The 17,099-nt window shown below is 63.6% G+C and carries 14 protein-coding genes; 10 read left to right on the top strand and 4 right to left on the bottom strand.

What is annotated here, in order from left to right:
• Positions 1-233 precede the first annotated feature (233 nt).
• Genes xsc through VXL81_RS13960 form a run of 3 tightly spaced genes read left to right on the top strand, consistent with a single transcriptional unit; the run spans position 234 to position 3,918 of the window.
• The gene (gene xsc / locus VXL81_RS13970; protein ID WP_340546827.1) at positions 234-2,009 is read left to right on the top strand and encodes a sulfoacetaldehyde acetyltransferase; all 1,776 of its coding nucleotides are present in this window, start codon (positions 234-236) and stop codon (positions 2,007-2,009) included.
• 5 nt (positions 2,010-2,014) lie between these two features.
• Positions 2,015-2,761: a TSUP family transporter gene (locus tag VXL81_RS13965; protein ID WP_416535248.1), complete on the top strand. Its 747-nt coding sequence runs from the start codon at positions 2,015-2,017 to the stop codon at positions 2,759-2,761.
• On the top strand, positions 2,758-3,918 hold the full coding sequence (locus VXL81_RS13960) for an acetate/propionate family kinase (protein ID WP_416554771.1): 1,161 nt from the start codon (positions 2,758-2,760) through the stop codon (positions 3,916-3,918). Before VXL81_RS13965 ends, VXL81_RS13960 begins: the two co-directional genes overlap by 4 nt.
• A 37-nt stretch (positions 3,919-3,955) precedes the next feature.
• On the opposite strand, the gene VXL81_RS13955 is transcribed toward VXL81_RS13960, so the two are convergent.
• The gene (locus tag VXL81_RS13955) at positions 3,956-4,807 is read right to left on the bottom strand and encodes a phosphate acyltransferase (protein ID WP_416554769.1); all 852 of its coding nucleotides are present in this window, start codon (positions 4,805-4,807) and stop codon (positions 3,956-3,958) included.
• A gap of 32 nt (positions 4,808-4,839) precedes the next feature.
• On the opposite strand from VXL81_RS13955, the gene VXL81_RS13950 reads away from it, so the two are divergent.
• From VXL81_RS13950 to sigJ, 6 genes are all read left to right on the top strand, one after another.
• Positions 4,840-5,973, top strand: coding sequence for a citrate synthase (locus VXL81_RS13950; protein ID WP_416554767.1), 1,134 nt, complete (start codon positions 4,840-4,842; stop codon positions 5,971-5,973).
• Between the two features lie 76 nt (positions 5,974-6,049).
• Positions 6,050-8,890: a molybdopterin oxidoreductase family protein gene (locus tag VXL81_RS13945; RefSeq protein WP_416554765.1), complete on the top strand. Its 2,841-nt coding sequence runs from the start codon at positions 6,050-6,052 to the stop codon at positions 8,888-8,890.
• 79 nt (positions 8,891-8,969) lie between these two features.
• Positions 8,970-9,764, top strand: a complete 795-nt coding sequence (locus VXL81_RS13940) for a 4Fe-4S dicluster domain-containing protein (protein ID WP_260099133.1) — start codon at positions 8,970-8,972, stop codon at positions 9,762-9,764.
• Complete coding sequence (locus VXL81_RS13935; RefSeq protein WP_416554763.1) at positions 9,764-10,651, top strand: dimethyl sulfoxide reductase anchor subunit family protein; 888 nt, start codon at positions 9,764-9,766, stop codon at positions 10,649-10,651. Before VXL81_RS13940 ends, VXL81_RS13935 begins: the two co-directional genes overlap by 1 nt.
• Positions 10,652-10,798: 147 nt before the next feature.
• Positions 10,799-11,272, top strand: a complete 474-nt coding sequence (locus VXL81_RS13930) for a carboxymuconolactone decarboxylase family protein (protein WP_014875774.1) — start codon at positions 10,799-10,801, stop codon at positions 11,270-11,272.
• A gap of 8 nt (positions 11,273-11,280) precedes the next feature.
• Entirely contained in the window at positions 11,281-12,150 is an 870-nt protein-coding gene (gene sigJ, locus VXL81_RS13925; protein ID WP_416541210.1) for an RNA polymerase sigma factor SigJ, read from the top strand.
• A 375-nt stretch (positions 12,151-12,525) separates the two neighbouring features.
• Here the strand turns inward: sigJ and dapA are convergent, their stop codons facing one another.
• A complete protein-coding gene (gene dapA, locus VXL81_RS13920) occupies positions 12,526-13,398 on the bottom strand; it encodes a 4-hydroxy-tetrahydrodipicolinate synthase (RefSeq protein WP_340546818.1) in 873 nt (290 codons plus the stop codon).
• 139 nt (positions 13,399-13,537) lie between these two features.
• Between dapA and VXL81_RS13915 the strand changes: the two genes are divergently transcribed.
• Positions 13,538-15,496, top strand: coding sequence for a lytic transglycosylase domain-containing protein (locus VXL81_RS13915; RefSeq protein ID WP_416554761.1), 1,959 nt, complete (start codon positions 13,538-13,540; stop codon positions 15,494-15,496).
• Here VXL81_RS13915 and VXL81_RS13910 read toward each other — a convergent pair.
• Positions 15,470-16,387, bottom strand: a complete 918-nt coding sequence (locus tag VXL81_RS13910) for a DMT family transporter (RefSeq protein ID WP_416554759.1) — start codon at positions 16,385-16,387, stop codon at positions 15,470-15,472. The two genes, VXL81_RS13915 and VXL81_RS13910, sit on opposite strands and share 27 nt — an antisense overlap.
• A complete protein-coding gene (gene mnmD / locus VXL81_RS13905; RefSeq protein WP_416537399.1) occupies positions 16,384-17,082 on the bottom strand; it encodes a tRNA (5-methylaminomethyl-2-thiouridine)(34)-methyltransferase MnmD in 699 nt (232 codons plus the stop codon). The genes VXL81_RS13910 and mnmD overlap by 4 nt, the downstream gene beginning before the upstream one ends.
• Positions 17,083-17,099: the final 17 nt, after the last annotated feature.

The following is a 17,099-nucleotide window of genomic DNA, read 5'->3' as shown; positions in this document are numbered from 1 at the left end:
GGTGCCTGCCTCAAGCGTGCCTGAAGCGCCATCAGGCCGCGATCAGAACGCGCTCGGGACGCGCCGTGCCTGCGCCCCGTTTGCCGCCGCAGCGCAGCATTCGGCACGCCCCGGAATACTGGTCTTAATCCAGCCCGCGAACTGGCCCTAACCGCCCCTCGCGCGGCGGAATACACCAGAGTCATCCCGGCCTCTGTGCCGGCCCTATTGGCGTCTCATCAGGAGAACACGCGATGAAAATGACCACCGAGGAAGCATTTGTAAAAACACTGCAAATGCACGGCATCCAACATGCGTTTGGCATCATCGGCTCGGCCATGATGCCGATTTCCGACATCTTCCCCGAAGCCGGCATCACTTTCTGGGACTGCGCCCATGAAGGCTCCGGCGGGATGATGGCCGATGGCTACACCCGCGCCACCGGCAAGATGTCGATGATGATCGCCCAGAACGGCCCCGGCATCACCAACTTCGTAACCGCCGTCAAAACCGCCTACTGGAACCACACGCCGCTGCTGCTGGTCACCCCGCAGGCCGCGAACAAGACCATCGGTCAGGGCGGTTTCCAGGAAATGGAACAAATGCGCATGTTCGCCGACTGCGTGGCCTATCAGGAAGAGGTCCGCGACCCCTCCCGCGTGGCCGAAGTGCTGAACCGTGTGATCATGAACGCCAAACGCGCCTCAGCACCTGCGCAGCTGAACATCCCGCGCGACATGTGGACCCAGGTCATCGACATCGAACTGCCCGCAATCGTCGAATTCGAACGCCCCTCCGGTGGCGAAACCGCTGTCAGCGATGCGGCCAAACTGCTCTCCGAAGCCAAGAACCCGGTGATCCTGAACGGTGCCGGTGTTGTCCTGTCCAAGGGCGGCATCGCCGCGTCGAAAGCACTGGCCGAGCGTCTGGATGCTCCGGTCTGCGTGGGCTACCAGCACAACGATGCTTTCCCCGGCAACCACCCGCTGTTTGCAGGTCCGCTGGGCTACAACGGGTCCAAGGCCGGCATGGAGCTGATCAAGGACGCCGACGTCGTCCTCTGCCTCGGCACCCGTCTGAACCCGTTCTCCACCCTGCCGGGGTACGGCATGGAATACTGGCCGGCCAATGCCAAGATCATTCAGGTCGATATCAATCCCGACCGCATCGGCCTGACCAAGAAAGTCTCCGTCGGCATCATCGGCGATGCCGCCAAAGTGGCCAATGGCATTCTGGCGCAGCTGAGCGACACCGCCGGTGACGCGGGCCGCGACGAACGCAGGAACCGCATCGCGGAAACCAAATCCCGCTGGGCCCAGCAGCTGACTGAAATGACCCACGAGGACGACGATCCGGGCACCACCTGGAACCAGCGCGCCCGCGACGACAAACCCGACTGGATGAGCCCGCGCATGGCATGGCGCGCCATCCAGCAGGCCCTCCCCCGTGAGGCGATCATCTCCTCCGACATCGGCAACAACTGTGCCATCGGCAACGCCTACCCCTCCTTTGACGAAGGCCGCAAATACCTCGCCCCCGGCCTGTTCGGCCCCTGCGGCTATGGTCTGCCCGCTGTCATCGGCGCCAAGATCGGCTGCCCGGACACCCCTGTCGTCGGCTTCTCCGGCGACGGCGCATTCGGCATCGCCGTGACCGAGCTGACCGCCATCGGCCGCGAGGAATGGCCCGCCATCACCCATGTCGTGTTCCGCAACTACCAGTGGGGCGCGGAGAAACGGAACTCCACCCTGTGGTTTGACGACAACTTCGTCGGCACCGAGCTGGACGAGCAGGTCTCTTATGCAGGCATCGCCAAGGCCTGTGGTCTCAACGGCGTTGTGGCCCGCACCATGGACGAGCTGACCTCGGCACTGGCGCAGGCCATCGAGGACCAGAAAAACGGCAAGACCACCCTGATCGAAGCCATGATCAACCAGGAACTGGGGGAACCGTTCCGCCGTGACGCCATGAAGAAGCCGGTCCGCGTGGCAGGCATCGACAAGGCCGACATGCGCGAACAGCAGGTCTGACGCAAATGCCCCTGCCTTTTGATCTCTCAATGGGCGCGGGCGCCTTTCTGGCCGCCGCATTGTTTGCGGCGGCCTTTATCCGCGGTTACTCCGGCTTTGGCTTTTCCGCGATCTTCATCATCCTTGCCGCTCTCATCACCAACCCGCTGCCGCTGATCCCTGTGGTCTTTGCCTGCGAGATTGCGATGACCGTCTTTCAGGCGCGTGGCATCCGCCCCCATATCGACTGGCGCAGATCGGCGGCCCTCTTGGCAGGTGCCGCCGTTGCCACCCTGCCCGCCGTGGCCGTGATGGCGCGCCTTGGCCCGGATCAGGCCCGGCTGGTGATCTCGGTGCTGATCTTTGCGCTCAGCCTGCTCCTGCTCAGTGGCTGGAGCCTCGCGCGGCCCATCGGCACCACCGGTCATGTCGCCGTGGGCATGGCCTCCGGCATGGCCAATAGCGCAGGTGTCGGCGGTCTGCCCGCCGCCGCCTTCATGACCGCGCAGCCGATCCCGCCTGCGGTGTTTCGCGCCACGATGATCGTGTTTCTCACCGGCATCGACCTGATGGCCCTGCCGGTGATGTCCGCCCATGGGCTGACCGGGCCGGACACGCTCTGGGGGGTTCTCCTTGCCTTTCCGATCCTTGGCGCGGGCGTCTGGGTCGGTTCACGCGGCTTTGCGCTCGCCGCGCCGCATCTGTTTCGTCGCTATGTCGTCACCCTGCTGGCGGCTCTGGCCGCCCTCAATATCGCGAAGGTTGCGCTATGAGCCCCCGATCCGCCGCTGATATCCTGATCCTCAATGCAGGATCCTCCTCGATCAAATTCGCGATCTTCGACGCCTACCTCACTCAGCGGCTCGCCGGTCTGGCCGAGGGGATCGGCACGCCGCAATCGCGCCTGCGCATCGCGGGCGACAGCCGGGACAGCCAGTTCCCCAGCCATGCCGAGGCGCTGGCGGCCATTCTGGCGGCGCTGCCGGACCATGGCATTGATCCCGCAGATCTGGCCGCCGTGGGCCACCGGGTCGTGCATGGCGGGCGCAAACTGACCAAGCCGGTGCGGATCACCCACGAGATCCGGGCGGAAATTGCCGACTGCACCCCGCTTGCCCCGCTGCATAACCCCCATAGCCTCGCCGCAATTGACACGATGTCTGCCACCGCCCCCGATCTGCCGCAGTTTGCCAGCTTTGACACCTCGTTTCACGCCACCAACCCAGAGGTCGCAACCCGCTATGCGATCCCCCGCGTGGAAGAGACCAAGGGCATTCGCCGCTACGGGTTTCACGGGCTGTCCTACGCCTCGCTGGTGCGACGCCTGCCGGAAATTTCCGGCGCCGCCCTGCCCTCGCGCCTGCTGGCGTTTCACCTCGGCAATGGCGCGTCGCTCTGTGCGATCCGCAATGGCCAGTCCGTTGCCACCACAATGGGCTATTCGCCCCTGGATGGGCTGACCATGGGCACCCGGTCAGGCGGGATTGACGCCAATGCGGTGCTGCGCCTGGTCGAAGACAACGGGCTGGACCGCACCAAGGCGATCCTGAACAATGAAAGCGGGCTATTGGGTTTGTCCGGCGGCAAGTCCGACATGCGCAACCTGATGCTCGACCCCAGCGCTGACAGCGCCTTTGCCATCGAACATTTCTGCTATTGGAGCCTGCGTCATACAGGCAGTCTGATTGCCGCAATGGAGGGGCTGGATGCCATCGCCTTCACCGGCGGCATCGGCGAAAACGCGGTGGGTGTGCGCGCCCGCATCCTGCGCGGTCTGGAATGGATCGGCGCGCGGATGGATGTCGATGCCAACCACGCCCGCAAATCGCGCCTGCATGCGGCCAGCTCTAAGGTGGCGATCTGGGTGGTCGAGGCCGAGGAAGAGCGCCAGATCGCCATGGATACCCAGACCCTGATGGGGACGCCATGATCGCCGCCCCCGCCCTCCTGTCCGGCCCGGCGTCAGATCAGATCTGCGCCACCGTTAGAACGGTCGCCGCCACGATATCCTCGACCGAGGCGCCCCGGCTCAGATCGCAGACCGGCTTGGCAAAGCCCTGCAAGAACGGCCCCAGCGCCTGCGCGCCGCCCAATTCCTGGCAGAGTTTGTATCCGATGTTGCCCGCATCCAGCGTCGGGAAGATCAGCACATTGGCCTTAACCGGGGCGATGCCCTTCTTCTCGGCAATCACAGGGTTCAGCGCCGCATCCGCCTGCACCGGGCCTGTAAAACCGCTGGCCTCTGCCGCCGCGCGCACCAGCGCCACACTGTCGCCATCGCCCGAGGTGCCGGTGGAAAACGACAGCATCGCAACCCGTGCTGACCCCAAAAGAGCCTCTGCCGAACGTGCCGAGGCCCGTGCAATATCCGCCAGTTGCGCTGCATCCGGCGCGACATTTACCGCGCAATCAGCAAACACCAATTCGCGCCCATCGGGAAAAATCATCAGGAAAAACGACGACGCGGTACTAACCCCTGCATCCAGCCCGATGCCGATGCTGGCCGCCTCAATCACCCGGCGCGTGGGCACATCTGCGCCCGCCACCATCGCATCCGCCTCGCCTGCAGCCACCATTGCCGCCGCGCGGTACAAAGGTTTGGAGAGCATCCGCTTGGCAATGCCCTCCTTCATGCCGCGCGCCGCAACCAACACCTCCACATGCGCCGCAGATATCGGCGCCAAAGGCACCGCCTCAACCAGCCCCTCGCGGGTCAGCTGGTCCACCGCAGCCGCCACTCTGGGGTCGTCCATTTCGGGGAACACCACCCGCGCCCTACGGTTGCGGGCCAGCGCATATGCCTTTTCAAGTACAGTCATTTTGATCTCCCTTGCGGGGAAAGGAGCCAGCAATGAGCGATAACGTCAAGATCAACCGCGGTCTCAAGGGGATCTACTTCGAACGCTCCGGGGTTTCCGACATTGATGGCGCCAAGGGAGAGCTGAGTTATCGCGGCTATTCGATTCACGATCTCGCCACCCACTCCACCTTCGAGGAAGTCTGCTACCTGCTGATCCACGGCGAGCTGCCGACCGCTGACCAACTCGCAGAGTTTGACGCCTCACTGAAATCCGCACGCGTGTTGCCGGCACCGGTGCTCGATATCATCCGCGCCACCAAGGATGGCCATCCCATGGACGTGCTGCGCACCGCTGTCTCGGCGCTTGCGGCACTGGAACCGAACAGCCAGCAGGTCGGCGAAGACGCTTTTGTCGCCAACGGGATCCGGCTGATTTCGCAGGTGCCGATCATCATCGCGGCCCATGACGCGATCCGAAATGGCCGCGAAGTTGTGGCCCCGGACATGGATCTCAGCCATGCGGGCAACTGGCTGTGGATGCTGAAGGGCGAGAAACCCACACCCGAGGCGACCCGGCTGGCGGATGTGGATTTCATCCTGCACGCCGAACATGGCGCCAATGCCTCCAGCTTTGCCGCGCGCGTGACCATCGGGACAGAGACCAATCTGCACGGCGGCATTGTCACCGCGCTCTCTACCCTTGCAGGTCCGGCCCATGGCGGCGCTGCCGAGGACGTGATGAAAATGGTGCATGAGATCGGCACCCCCGACAAAGCCGCCGCCTATGTGAAGGCCAAGCGCGCCGCCAAGGAGGCCGTCACCGGATTTGGCCACCGCGTCTACCGCAAGGAAGACCCCCGCGCGCGGCACATGCGCGACGGCGTGCGCCAGCTGGGCGCGGAAATGGGCGCGCCCGAATGGTACGAAATCCTGCAAGCCGTGGTTGAGGCGATGCAACCCTACGCGCGCCATGGCCTCAACGTGAATGTCGATTTCTACTCCGGCGTGATCTACCAATTGCATGGCATCGCGATGGATCTCTACGTGCCGATCTTTGCCATCGGGCGGATGCCCGGCTGGATCATCCAGTGCATCGAACAGCAGCGCGGCAATATCCTGATCCGCCCGCTGACCCTTTACAACGGGCCGGAACCCCGCGCCTATATTCCGATAAATACGCGCTGATCCCACGCACTCCGCGCCACACCAAATAACGCCGCCCGGCCCATGCAGGCCCGGCGCATCATCAAACAGGGACACCATGGCACATACCCAGCCCCAGCTAGACACCTCGCCGCCCGTATCGGACGAGATCCGCCAGACCACCTGCTACATGTGCGCCTGTCGCTGCGGCATCAACGTCCACATGAAAACGGATGAGGATGGCCAGAAGAAAGTCGCCTATATCGAAGGCAACCGCGACCACCCGGTGAACAAGGGCGTGCTCTGCGCCAAAGGCTCCGCCGGCATTATGCAGCACAACGCGCCCTCGCGTCTGCGCGCGCCGATGAAACGCGTCGGCCCGCGCGGTTCCGGCAAGTTTGAGGAAATCTCCTGGGACGAGGCGCTGGATATCGCTGCAGGCTGGCTGGAACCGATCCGCGAGGATAATCCCGAAAAGCTCGCGTTTTTCACCGGCCGCGACCAGTCCCAGAGCTTCACCAGCTTCTGGGCGCAGAATTTCGGCACCTGCAATTATGCAGCCCATGGCGGCTTCTGCTCGGTCAATATGGCCACCGCCGGCATCTACACCATGGGCGGCGCGTTCTGGGAATTCGGCCAGCCCGACTGGGATCATACCAAGCTGTTCATGCTGTTCGGCGTTGCCGAGGATCACGACAGCAACCCGATCAAGATGGGCATCGGCAAGATCAAGGCGCGCGGCGTGCGGGTCATCGGGGTAAACCCGATCCGCTCCGGCTACAACGCCGTGGCTGACGACTGGGTCGGCATCACGCCGGGCACCGACGGGCTGTTCATCCTGTCGCTGGTGCATGTGCTGATGAAGGCTGGCAAGATCGACCTCGACTACCTCGGCCAGTTCACCAATGCGCCGGTGCTGGTCAATCAGGATCCCGCCAGCCCCGACTATGGCCTGTTCCTGCGCGACGATCATGGCGCGCCGCTGGTGATCCATCGCACCACCGGCAAGCTGGCGCCCTTTGACATGCGCGGCGTGCGCCCCGATCTGGGCGGCTCGTTCGAACTCGATGGCATCACCCATGTGTCGGTGTTCCAGCTGATGGCCCAGCGCTATCTCAGCGACGATTACGCCCCCGAAGCGGTGGCCGAGCGCTGCGGCATCCCCGCCAAACGCATCCGTGCCATCGCCGCCGAACTGGCCCGCGTCGCCTTTGACGAGGCGTTTGAGCTGGATCAGGAATGGACCGATTTCCGCGGCGAAACCCATAAAACCATGAAGGGCCGCCCGGTTGCCATGCACTCCATGCGCGGTGTCTCGGCCCATGCCAACGGGTTCCAGACCTGCCGCGCCCTGCATGTGTTGCAGATCCTTTTGGGCACGGTCGAGGCCCCCGGCGGCTTCCGTTTCAAACCACCCTACCCCAAACCGGTAGAGGCGCATCCCGCCCCCCATTGCCGCGTCACCCCGAACAAACCGCTGGACGGCCCGCATCTGGGCTTTGTCCATGGGCCGGAACATCTGGCGCTGAAAACCGACGGCAGCCCGGCGCGCATCGACAAGGCCTTTACCTGGGAAAACCCGATGTCCAGCCACGGGCTGATGCATATGGTGATCTCCAACGCCCATGCCGGCGATCCCTACAAGATCGACACGCTGTTCATGTATATGGCGAATATGTCGTGGAACTCCTCGATGAACACGCGCGGCGTGATGGAGATGCTGACCGATACCGACGACAACGGCGACTATGTGATCCCCCGGATCATCTATTCGGACGCCTACTCCTCTGAGATGGTGGCCTATGCCGATCTGATCCTGCCCGACACCACCTATCTGGAGCGCCACGACTGTATTTCCCTGCTGGATCGCCCCATCTGCGAAGCCGATGGCGCAGCCGATGCGATCCGCTGGCCTGTGGTCGAACCCGACCGCGATGTGCGGGGTTTCCAGAGCGTGCTGGTGCAGCTTGCCAACAAGATGAAGCTGCCCGGCTTCACCCATGAGGATGGCACCGCCAAATGGCAGGACTACGCCGATTATATCGTGAACCACGAACGCAAACCCGGCATCGGTCCGCTGGCTGGCTTTCGCGGTGAAAATGGCGACAAGGTTGGCCGGGGCGAGGTGAACCCCGAACAGCTGAACAAATACATCGAAAACGGCGGTTTCTTTGTCGAACATATCCCGGCAGAGGCCAGCTATTTCAAACCCTGGAACATGGCCTATCAGGACTGGGCGGTGAACCTCGGTCTGTTCGACAGCCCGCAGCCCTATCTGTTCCAGCTCTATGTCGAACCGCTGCGCAAATTCCAGCTGGCCGCCGAAGGCCACGGCGAACGTCAGCCGCCCGACCATCTGCGCGACCGCATTCGCCAGACCATGGACCCGCTGCCGATCTGGTACGAGACCGATCAGCAGGGCAACGAAGGCTTCACCGTCAACGCCCTGACCCAGCGCCCGATGGCGATGTATCACTCCTGGGGCACGCAGAACGCCTGGCTGCGCCAGATCCACGGGCGCAACCCGCTTTATGTGCCGACCAAACTGATGCGGCAGAACAATCTCAGCGATGGCGACTGGGCCAAGGTCACCTCCCCCCATGGCGAAATCACCGTTCCGGTGATGGAGATGGCCGCGCTCAATGAAAACACCGTCTGGACCTGGAACGCCATCGGCAAGCGCAAGGGTGCCTGGGCGCTGGAGGAAAACGCGCCCGAAGCGACCAAGGGCTTCCTGCTGAACCATCTGATCCACGAGCTGCTGCCGCCCAAGGGCGACGGCCTCCGCTGGGCCAACTCCGACCCGATCACCGGTCAGGCCGCATGGTTCGACCTCAAGGTGAAGATCGAGAAAGCCGCCGCGCCGGAAGATCTGAGCGAAAGCCAACCCGCCATCCCGGCGCAGGCCTCGCCGGTGGGCACCGGCCCCAAAGACCTCACATGGAAGGTGGGCAAATGATCGACCCAATTTTCTTCGAAGAAAATTGCCAAGAAAATACCCGTCTTCTTGGTTCCGCAACTTGTACTGAGGGTATGCAATGACCGAGCTTCCCACCAGGACCGACCGCAAGATGGGTCTGGTCATTGACCTTGATACCTGCGTCGGCTGCCATGCCTGTGTGATCTCCTGCAAGGGCTGGAACACCGAAAACTATGGCGCGCCGCTCAGCGATCAGAACGCCTATGGCGCTGATCCCTCCGGCACCTTCCTTAACCGTGTGCATTCCTATGAGGTGCAGCCCTCCCCCTGTGCCAGCCAGCCCAACCCAGCAGCCCAGCTGGTGCATTTCCCGAAATCCTGCCTGCACTGTGAAGACGCCCCCTGCGTCACCGTCTGCCCCACCGGCGCCAGCTACAAGCGGGTGGAAGACGGTATCGTGCTGGTGAACGAGGACAATTGCATCGGCTGTGGCCTATGTGCCTGGTCCTGCCCCTATGGCGCGCGCGAGCTGGATCTGGCCGAAGGGGTGATGAAGAAATGCACCCTCTGCGTCGACCGGATCTACAATGAGAACCTGCCGGAGGTGGACCGTGTGCCCTCCTGCGTGCGCACCTGTCCGGCAGGCGCGCGCCATTTTGGCGATCTGGGGGATCCCGACAGCGATGTCTCCAAACTGGTGGCCGCGCGCGGCGGCATGGATCTGATGCCGGAAATGGGCACCAAACCGGTGAACAAATACCTGCCGCCCCGCCCCAAGGACCAGATCGAGGATCAGATCGACATCCTCGCCCCGCTGCTGGCCCCCGTCGCCGAAGATCCCAAAGGCTTCCTTGGCTGGCTGGACAAGGCGCTTGATAAGCTTCCGGGACAGACCACAGGGGGGGCGAGCTGATGCATCCGGCACCATCCGTTATCATCTTCACCACTCTCTCCGGTCTGGGCTTTGGCCTTCTGGCCTTCCTTGGCCTCGGCAAGCCCGAGGTCACCGGCTGGGTTGCCTTTGTGTTCTATACCATCGCCTTTGGCTTTGCGGTGGGCGGGCTACTGGCTTCGACGTTTCACCTCGGCCGACCGGAACGGGCCTGGCGCGCCTTCACCCAGTGGAAAACCAGCTGGCTCAGCCGTGAGGGCATCTGCGCAGTTGCAGCCCTCATCGCGATGGGGCTTTTTGCCTTTGGCGCGGTGTTTCTGGGCACCCATTGGTGGGCGCTTGGCTGGCTCGGTGCGGCGCTGTCGCTGGCAACGGTCTTTACCACCTCGATGATCTACACCCAGCTGAAGACCATCCCACGCTGGAACATGTCCCTGACGCCGGTGATGTTCCTGTCCTTCAGCCTTGCGGGCGGGTCGCTGCTGGCGGGGGCCGAGGCGCTGGCGCCCTGGCTTCTGGCCATCGCGGGCTCGGTGCAGCTGGCCTATTGGGCCAAGGGCGATCAGGCCTTTGCTACCTCTGGCACCAATATGGGCACCGCCACCGGCCTTGGCGATCGCGGCACCGTGCGCGCGTTTGAGCCGCCCCATACCGGCTCCAATTATCTGCTGCGCGAATTCGTGCATGTTGTCGGGCGCAAACACGCGCAGAAACTGCGGGTCATTGCCTTTGCCCTTGGCTTTGCGCTGCCCTTGATCTGCCTGATCCTGCCAGTTGAGGGTCTGATGCTCAAACACCTGCTCGCAGGCGTCGCCGTACTGCTGCATATCGCCGGTATTGCCGTGTCGCGCTGGCTGTTCTTTGCCCAGGCCGAACATGTGGTCGGGCTTTATTACGGCAAACGCTGATCACCACCAAAGACCACAATCAGGGCGCCCCAGCGGCGCCCTTTTTTCGTTGAATGCGCATCCTTTTTCAAAAAATCGCGCCGGTCATGTCACAAACCCGGCCGCTGCCTCGTCCTGTTTCTGAACCCATCAGAAAGGACCAAACCCATGACCCAACGTCTCGATTATTTCTCCGTCGCCGGTGATCTCTTCAAACCGATGCTGGAGCAGGAGAATCTGTTCAAGAACAGCACATTGGAATTCAGCGTTGTGGAGCTGGTGAAGCTGCGCGCCTCGCAGATCAACGGCTGCGCCTTCTGCATCCACATGCACACCCATGAGATGCGCGCCCACGGCGAGAGCGAGGATCGGATGCATCTGCTGAACGCCTGGCGTGAATCGCCGCTCTACACGCCCCGCGAACGCGCCGCCCTGGCATGGTGCGAGGCGCTGACGCGGGTGGAGGCCACCGCCGCACCGGATGCCGATTATGACGCCATGGCAGACCTGTTTGAGCCGCGCGAACAGGTGCTGCTGACGCTGCTGATTGGCGCCATCAACAGCTGGAACCGCATTGCAATCGGCTTTCGCAGCGCCCACCCTGTGAGCGAGGACCAGACCACAGGGGCCAACGCCGCGTGACAGCACAGATGAAAGACACAGGAACCGACGCGTTCCTGACAGCGCGGCCGCGATTGTTTGCGGCCGCCTATAGGATGCTGGGCAGTGTGACGGACGCCGAGGACGTCTTGCAGGATGCCTATCTGCGCTGGCAATCCGCACCCCAGGGCGAGATTCTGGATACCACCGGCTATCTGATGCGGATCACCACGCGGCTGTGCCTTGATCAACTGAAATCGGCCCGCAAACGGCGCGAGACCTACCCCGGTGAATGGCTGCCGGAACCGGTGCTCACCGATGACGCCACAGAGCAGCTGGACCATGACGTCTCGGTTGCGCTGCTCCTGGCACTGGACGCGCTGTCGCCGCTCGAACGCGCGGCCTTTTTGCTGCATGATATCTTCGACAGCTCTTACGGGGATGTGGCCGCCGCCCTGAACCGCTCGCCCGAGGCCTGCCGCCAGCTCGCCACCCGCGCCCGCCGCAAGGTGCAGGCGCTGCGCCCCCAGCGCCCCGGCAACCCGGATGAGGGGCGCGCGCTGACCGAGGCGTTCTTTCGCGCCTCCAAGACCGGTGACACCGCCGCCCTGACCCGGCTGCTGACCGAAGATGTGCAGCTGATTTCTGATGGCGGTGGCAAGGCGACTGCGGCGCTCAACCCGATCTACGGGCGCGACAAGGTGCTGCGGCTGCTGGCGGGGCTTGCCCGCAAGAGCAATCAGACAGCCCCCGAACAATGGCGGTTGTGCCAGCTGAACGGGTTGCCTGCGATGCTGACCCGGGCCGAGGACGGCATCCTGCAAGCCACCTCTCTGGATATTCGCGACGGCCGGATTGCCCGCATCTATGTCACCCGCAACCCGGACAAGACCCGGCATCTGGCGGCGGCTCTGCCGTGATGGGCAGCCCCCCGTTGCAGGGCGGCGCGCGCAGCGTTTACCGGGCCTGCACGCCGATTGGCTAAGCTGCTGGGGATCGCGATCTGCTCCGGGATTTACGACCCCGGACACCATGGAAACCGGCCCCGCTGGCAGGAATGCCGCCGGGGTCCGTGCAAAACAGTTTGGCACCGGGGCAGTGACGCGCCCCGCAGCTTCCAGCCTTTCCCGGGATCCTTCCTCGGGGCGGCGCCGCCTTTTTATTCTCGACGGATCTGGCGCTGGGGATGTGACCCTGAACCGCCAGTTAGAGACAGAAGACAGCCCAAACGAAACAGACCGGAACGCAGCAGCGTCCCGGTCCGAAAAACCATGTCTATGGTCGGTGTCCTGCGCTTACAGCAGGCCCGCGTGTACCATCGCGGCATCAATCGCGGCCTTGGTGCTGTCGGTCAGACCGGTCAGCGGCAGGCGGATCTCCTCGCTGCACAGACCCAGTTTCGACAGGCCGTATTTCGCCCCGACCAAACCCGGCTCAATGAAAATCGCCTCATGCAGCGGCATCAGTTTGTCCTGATACTCCAGCGCCAATGCGTAATCACCCGCCAGCGTCGCCGCCTGGAATTCCGCGCAGAGCTTCGGCGCCACATTGGCCGTCACCGAGATGCAGCCGACGCCGCCATGGGCATTGAACCCCAGCGCCGAGGCATCCTCGCCGGACAGCTGCACAAAATCCGCACCACAGGAGGCGCGCTGCTGCGACACACGGGCGATATCGCCGGTTGCATCCTTCACGCCGATGATGCGCTCCAGCTTGGCCAGTTCGCCCATGGTGGCGGGGGTCATATCGACAACCGAGCGACCGGGGATATTGTAGATCACGATCGGAATATCGGCGCAGTCATGCAGCTCGGTGAAATGCGCAATCAACCCGCGCTGAGTCGGCCTGTTGTAGTACGGCGTCACCACCAGCGCGGCATCGGCACCGACCTCGGCTGCAAACTGCACAAACCGCTTGCCCTCAACCGTGTTGTTGGAGCCCGCACCGGCAATCACCGGCACCCGGCCAGCGGCGGTTTTCACCACCTCGGCAATCACGGTTTCATGCTCTTCATGGGTCAGCGTCGGGCTTTCACCGGTGGTCCCGACCGGGACCAGCGCCGTGGAACCCTGGTCAATGTGCCATTCGACCAAGCGTTTGAGCGTATCCAGATCCAGCTCGCCGTTGGAAAACGGGGTGACGAGGGCTGGCATAGAGCCTTTGAACATGGGCACGCTCCCTTTGCTGTTCGTGCAGGCGCGATTGCGCCGCCTTGGGTGATGGACATGCCGGGGATTTGAGTTGATACCGGCAGGTCACGGATTATCGTCATTGGCTCTATCCCCGGAACGTTGGAAAATGCAAGAGATGACACGCATTCTGGCCCTCATTGCCCTCATTTCCGCCAGCCTGAGCGGCCAACCTGCCATGGCGGTCGACCTTGGTCGCGCGCTGGAGCTGATGCGCTCGGAAAAATGGAGCGAGGCGGGGCGCAGTGCCGGGCGCGAAACCACCGTGGCCCGCGACGTCATCGAATGGCACCGCCTGCGGGAGGGCATGGGGTCGGTCTCCGATGTTGTGGCCTTTCTGGCGCGGCGTGCCGACTGGCCGGGGCTGGACCTTCTGCGGCGCAAGCACGAGCCGCAGATCGCCGAAGCCAGCCGCGACACCATTCTGGCCTTTTACCGCGACCATCGCCCGCAGACCGCCGAGGGCGCGCTGAGCTATGGGCGTGCGCTGATCGGGGCCGAGCAAAAGGGCGAAGGCGAGGCCGAGCTGGTGCTGGCCTGGCGTACAATGCCGATGGGGTCGGTGATCCAGGACGACTATCTGAAAGACCACGCCAAGCTGCTCTCAGCGCATCACGCGGCCCGGCTCGACCAGATGTTGTGGGACAATCACAAGGTCAGCGCGCGGCAGATGCTGTCCCTGGTCAGCGCCGATCAGCGCAGGCTGGCGGAGGCGCGCCTCGCCCTGCAAGACGCCGAGCCGGGCGTTGACGGCAAAATCGCCGCCGTCCCCGACGCGCTGAAGGATGACGCGGGTCTCGCCTATGACCGCTTTGCCTGGCGCGACCGCAAGCGGCGGCAGGAGGATGCCATCAGCCTGATGATGGACCGCAGCACCTCGGCCAAGAAACTGGGACAGCCCGAAAAATGGCTGCGCCGCCGCCGGGATCTGGCGCGGCAGGACATGCGCGACGGCAACCACGAACGCGCCTATCAGCTGGCCGCCCATCACTTTGCCACGGCGGATGCAGGCTATGGCTATTCCGACTGCGAATGGCTGGCCGGCTATATCGCCCTGCGCAAGCTCAACGACCCCGAGCTGGCCGCCTATCACTTCGAACGCTTCCTCGCCTCCGTCGAAAGCCCGATCTCAATCGGACGCGGCGGCTATTGGCTGGGTCAGGCCTATGGTGCCCACGGCGATATCGAAAAAGCCCATGCCGCCTATGCCAAGGCGGCAGATTATCAGACGTCTTTCTACGGGTTGCTGGCGGCAGAGGTTCTGGGCCGCCCCTTTGATCCCGATCTGATCACCCCGCCGCAGCTGCCCGACTGGCGCGCGGCCAGCTTTTTGAACTCCACCGTCGCAGAGGCCGGCCTGCTGCTGTTGCAGGCTGGCGATCTGGCCCTGGCGGAACGCTTCCTCACCCATCTGGTTGAGGGGCTGGGCCCGGTCGAGGCGCGGCAGCTGGGCGAGATGGCGGTGGCCATGAACGAACCGCATCTGGCAGTGATGATCGCCAAACGCGCCGCGCAGACCGGCGAAGAGCTGGAAGCGGCCTATTTTCCGCTGCATCCCGTGGCCGAGAAAGATCTGCCAATGGCGCGGGAGATGACCCTTGCCATTGCCCGCCGCGAGAGCGAATTCGACCCCATCGTGATCAGCCATGCCGGCGCGCGCGGATTGATGCAGGTGATGCCCGCCACCGCCAAGCTGGTGGCCTCGAACATGGGTCTTCTGGCCGATCACACCACCGGGCGGCTGATCTCCGACTGGTCCTATAACGCGCTTCTGGGGAGCAATTACCTGGCCGATCTGGCGGGTGATTTTAACGGCAATGTGGTGATGATGGCGGCAGGTTATAACGCAGGCCCCCATCGCCCAAAGGCCTGGATGGAACGCTACGGCGATCCGCGCGATGGCACGCCGGGGATTGTCGACTGGATCGAACACATCCCCTTCAACGAGACCCGCAACTACGTGATGCGCGTCACCGAGAGCCTGCCGATCTATCGCGCGCGCCTTGGCAAACCGCCGCTGCCGGTGCCGTTTTCCAAGGAACTGGCCGGATCAACTCTTGACGCGTTCGCGCCATAGGGTGAACAGGCCGGCCGCTACGATAATGGACGCACCGATGGCGACATTGGTGCGGATCACCTCGCCAAAGACAACCACCCCAAGTGCCGCGGCCCAGATCAGGTGGAAATAGGCAAAGGGCTGCACCGCGCTGGCCTCGGCCATCTCATAGCATTTGATCAGCAGCCAATGCCCGGTCACACCCGTGAGGCACAGGACGCCCATCCACATCCAGTCGCCCTGGCTCATCGGCTCCCAGTACCAGATGCCGACAAGGGTCATCGCCACCATGCCCGCAACCCCGGTCCAGAAGAAACTGGTCGCCGTGCTGTCGCGCCGCGCTGCATAGCGGGTGATCAGACCATAAAGCGCAAACATCAGCGCCGAAACAAACGGGATGATCGCCAGCGGATCAAAGACACCGACGCCCGGTTGCAGGATGATCAGCACGCCAATCAGCCCCACCGAGATCGCCGCCCAGCGCCGCCAGCCGACCTTCTCGCCCAGCACCGGCCCACTCAGGGCCGCGACCAGCAGCGGATAGCAGATAAACACCGCCACGCTTTCGACCAGCCCAAGCACGGTAAAGGCATAGACAGCCACGCAGATTTCCGCCACCAGCAGCACGCCGCGAAAGACCTGCAACCCCAGCTGATCGGTGCGGGCCGTGGCGCGAATACCTCCCGGTGCGCGCGCCGCAAGTGCAATCACAAACAGCGCAAAGAACCAGTAACGCACCATGATCACCATGAAGGTGTTGTACTGCCCCGCCAGATGCCGCGAGATGCCATCCTGCAAGGCAAACACAATGGTTGCCGCAATCATCAGAAGCACGCCGGCGGTGACGTTGTTCTGCTGGATAATCCGGGGCGGATGAGGCTCCAGCATCTTGGCGTCGGGGCGCATGGTCATCGCAATATTGCCTTTGTCATATGCCGCTTGCGCCCGAAACCGGGCGTGCGTGTTACGTCAAATCCGGCAGCCTCCAGCCCGCGGCGGACAAATCCCGCCGCCGTGTAGGTCGCCGCCGTGCCGCCTGCCGCCGTGTGACGGGCAACCTCTTCCAGCAGGTCGTCCTGCCACAGCTCCGGGTTCTTTGCCGGGGAGAACCCGTCCAAGAACCAGGCATCCGCCTTGCCTGTCCACTCCGGCAGCGACACGCGGGCGTCGCCGGTGAGGACAGTGACACGCAGGTTGCCGAGATCGCAGAGGCCCGGCCCGCCCCAGACCGCCAGAAACCGTTCGGCCCAGGGCGCCACCTCGGGAAAGGCCTGAAGCGCACGGGCCATATCATCCGTGGCCATGGGGAAGGCCTCGAAACTGGTGAAATGCAGCACCGCTGCGGTGTCATGTTCAGCCTGCGCCGTCTCCCAGGCCCGCCAGGCAGCCAGCAGGTTCAACCCAGTGCCAAAGCCGAGTTCGGCAATATGGAAATCCGCGCCCGCCTCCGCCGCAGCGGCAAAGCGATCAGAAAGATCATTGCCGCCCAGAAACACATGCTCCGTCTCGGCCAGCCCATCATGGATGGAGAAATAGGGATCGTCGAACTGATCCGACACCGGAATGCTGCCATCCCGCCAGCTGAGCCGGGCCTGCTGGTCTGCCATGCTATAATCCCCTAAGT

Source organism: Phaeobacter sp. JH204B, from assembly GCF_048055755.1.
GTDB classification, from domain to species: domain Bacteria; phylum Pseudomonadota; class Alphaproteobacteria; order Rhodobacterales; family Rhodobacteraceae; genus Phaeobacter; species Phaeobacter bryozoorum.
Note: the sequence above shows the minus strand (reverse complement) of the source record. Positions and strands in the feature narration are given on the sequence as shown.

Coding starts and splice junctions, on each gene's coding strand:
- VXL81_RS13930 (WP_014875774.1), top strand. CDS start 10,799: ATGACCCAACGTCTCGATTATTTCTCCGTCGCCGGTGATCTCTTCAAA.
- mnmD (WP_416537399.1), bottom strand. CDS start 17,082: ATGGCAGACCAGCAGGCCCGGCTCAGCTGGCGGGATGGCAGCATTCCG.
- VXL81_RS13955 (WP_416554769.1), bottom strand. CDS start 4,807: ATGACTGTACTTGAAAAGGCATATGCGCTGGCCCGCAACCGTAGGGCG.
- dapA (WP_340546818.1), bottom strand. CDS start 13,398: ATGTTCAAAGGCTCTATGCCAGCCCTCGTCACCCCGTTTTCCAACGGC.
- sigJ (WP_416541210.1), top strand. CDS start 11,281: ATGAAAGACACAGGAACCGACGCGTTCCTGACAGCGCGGCCGCGATTG.
- xsc (WP_340546827.1), top strand. CDS start 234: ATGAAAATGACCACCGAGGAAGCATTTGTAAAAACACTGCAAATGCAC.
- VXL81_RS13965 (WP_416535248.1), top strand. CDS start 2,015: ATGCCCCTGCCTTTTGATCTCTCAATGGGCGCGGGCGCCTTTCTGGCC.
- VXL81_RS13915 (WP_416554761.1), top strand. CDS start 13,538: ATGACACGCATTCTGGCCCTCATTGCCCTCATTTCCGCCAGCCTGAGC.
- VXL81_RS13950 (WP_416554767.1), top strand. CDS start 4,840: ATGAGCGATAACGTCAAGATCAACCGCGGTCTCAAGGGGATCTACTTC.
- VXL81_RS13945 (WP_416554765.1), top strand. CDS start 6,050: ATGGCACATACCCAGCCCCAGCTAGACACCTCGCCGCCCGTATCGGAC.
- VXL81_RS13940 (WP_260099133.1), top strand. CDS start 8,970: ATGACCGAGCTTCCCACCAGGACCGACCGCAAGATGGGTCTGGTCATT.
- VXL81_RS13960 (WP_416554771.1), top strand. CDS start 2,758: ATGAGCCCCCGATCCGCCGCTGATATCCTGATCCTCAATGCAGGATCC.
- VXL81_RS13910 (WP_416554759.1), bottom strand. CDS start 16,387: ATGACCATGCGCCCCGACGCCAAGATGCTGGAGCCTCATCCGCCCCGG.
- VXL81_RS13935 (WP_416554763.1), top strand. CDS start 9,764: ATGCATCCGGCACCATCCGTTATCATCTTCACCACTCTCTCCGGTCTG.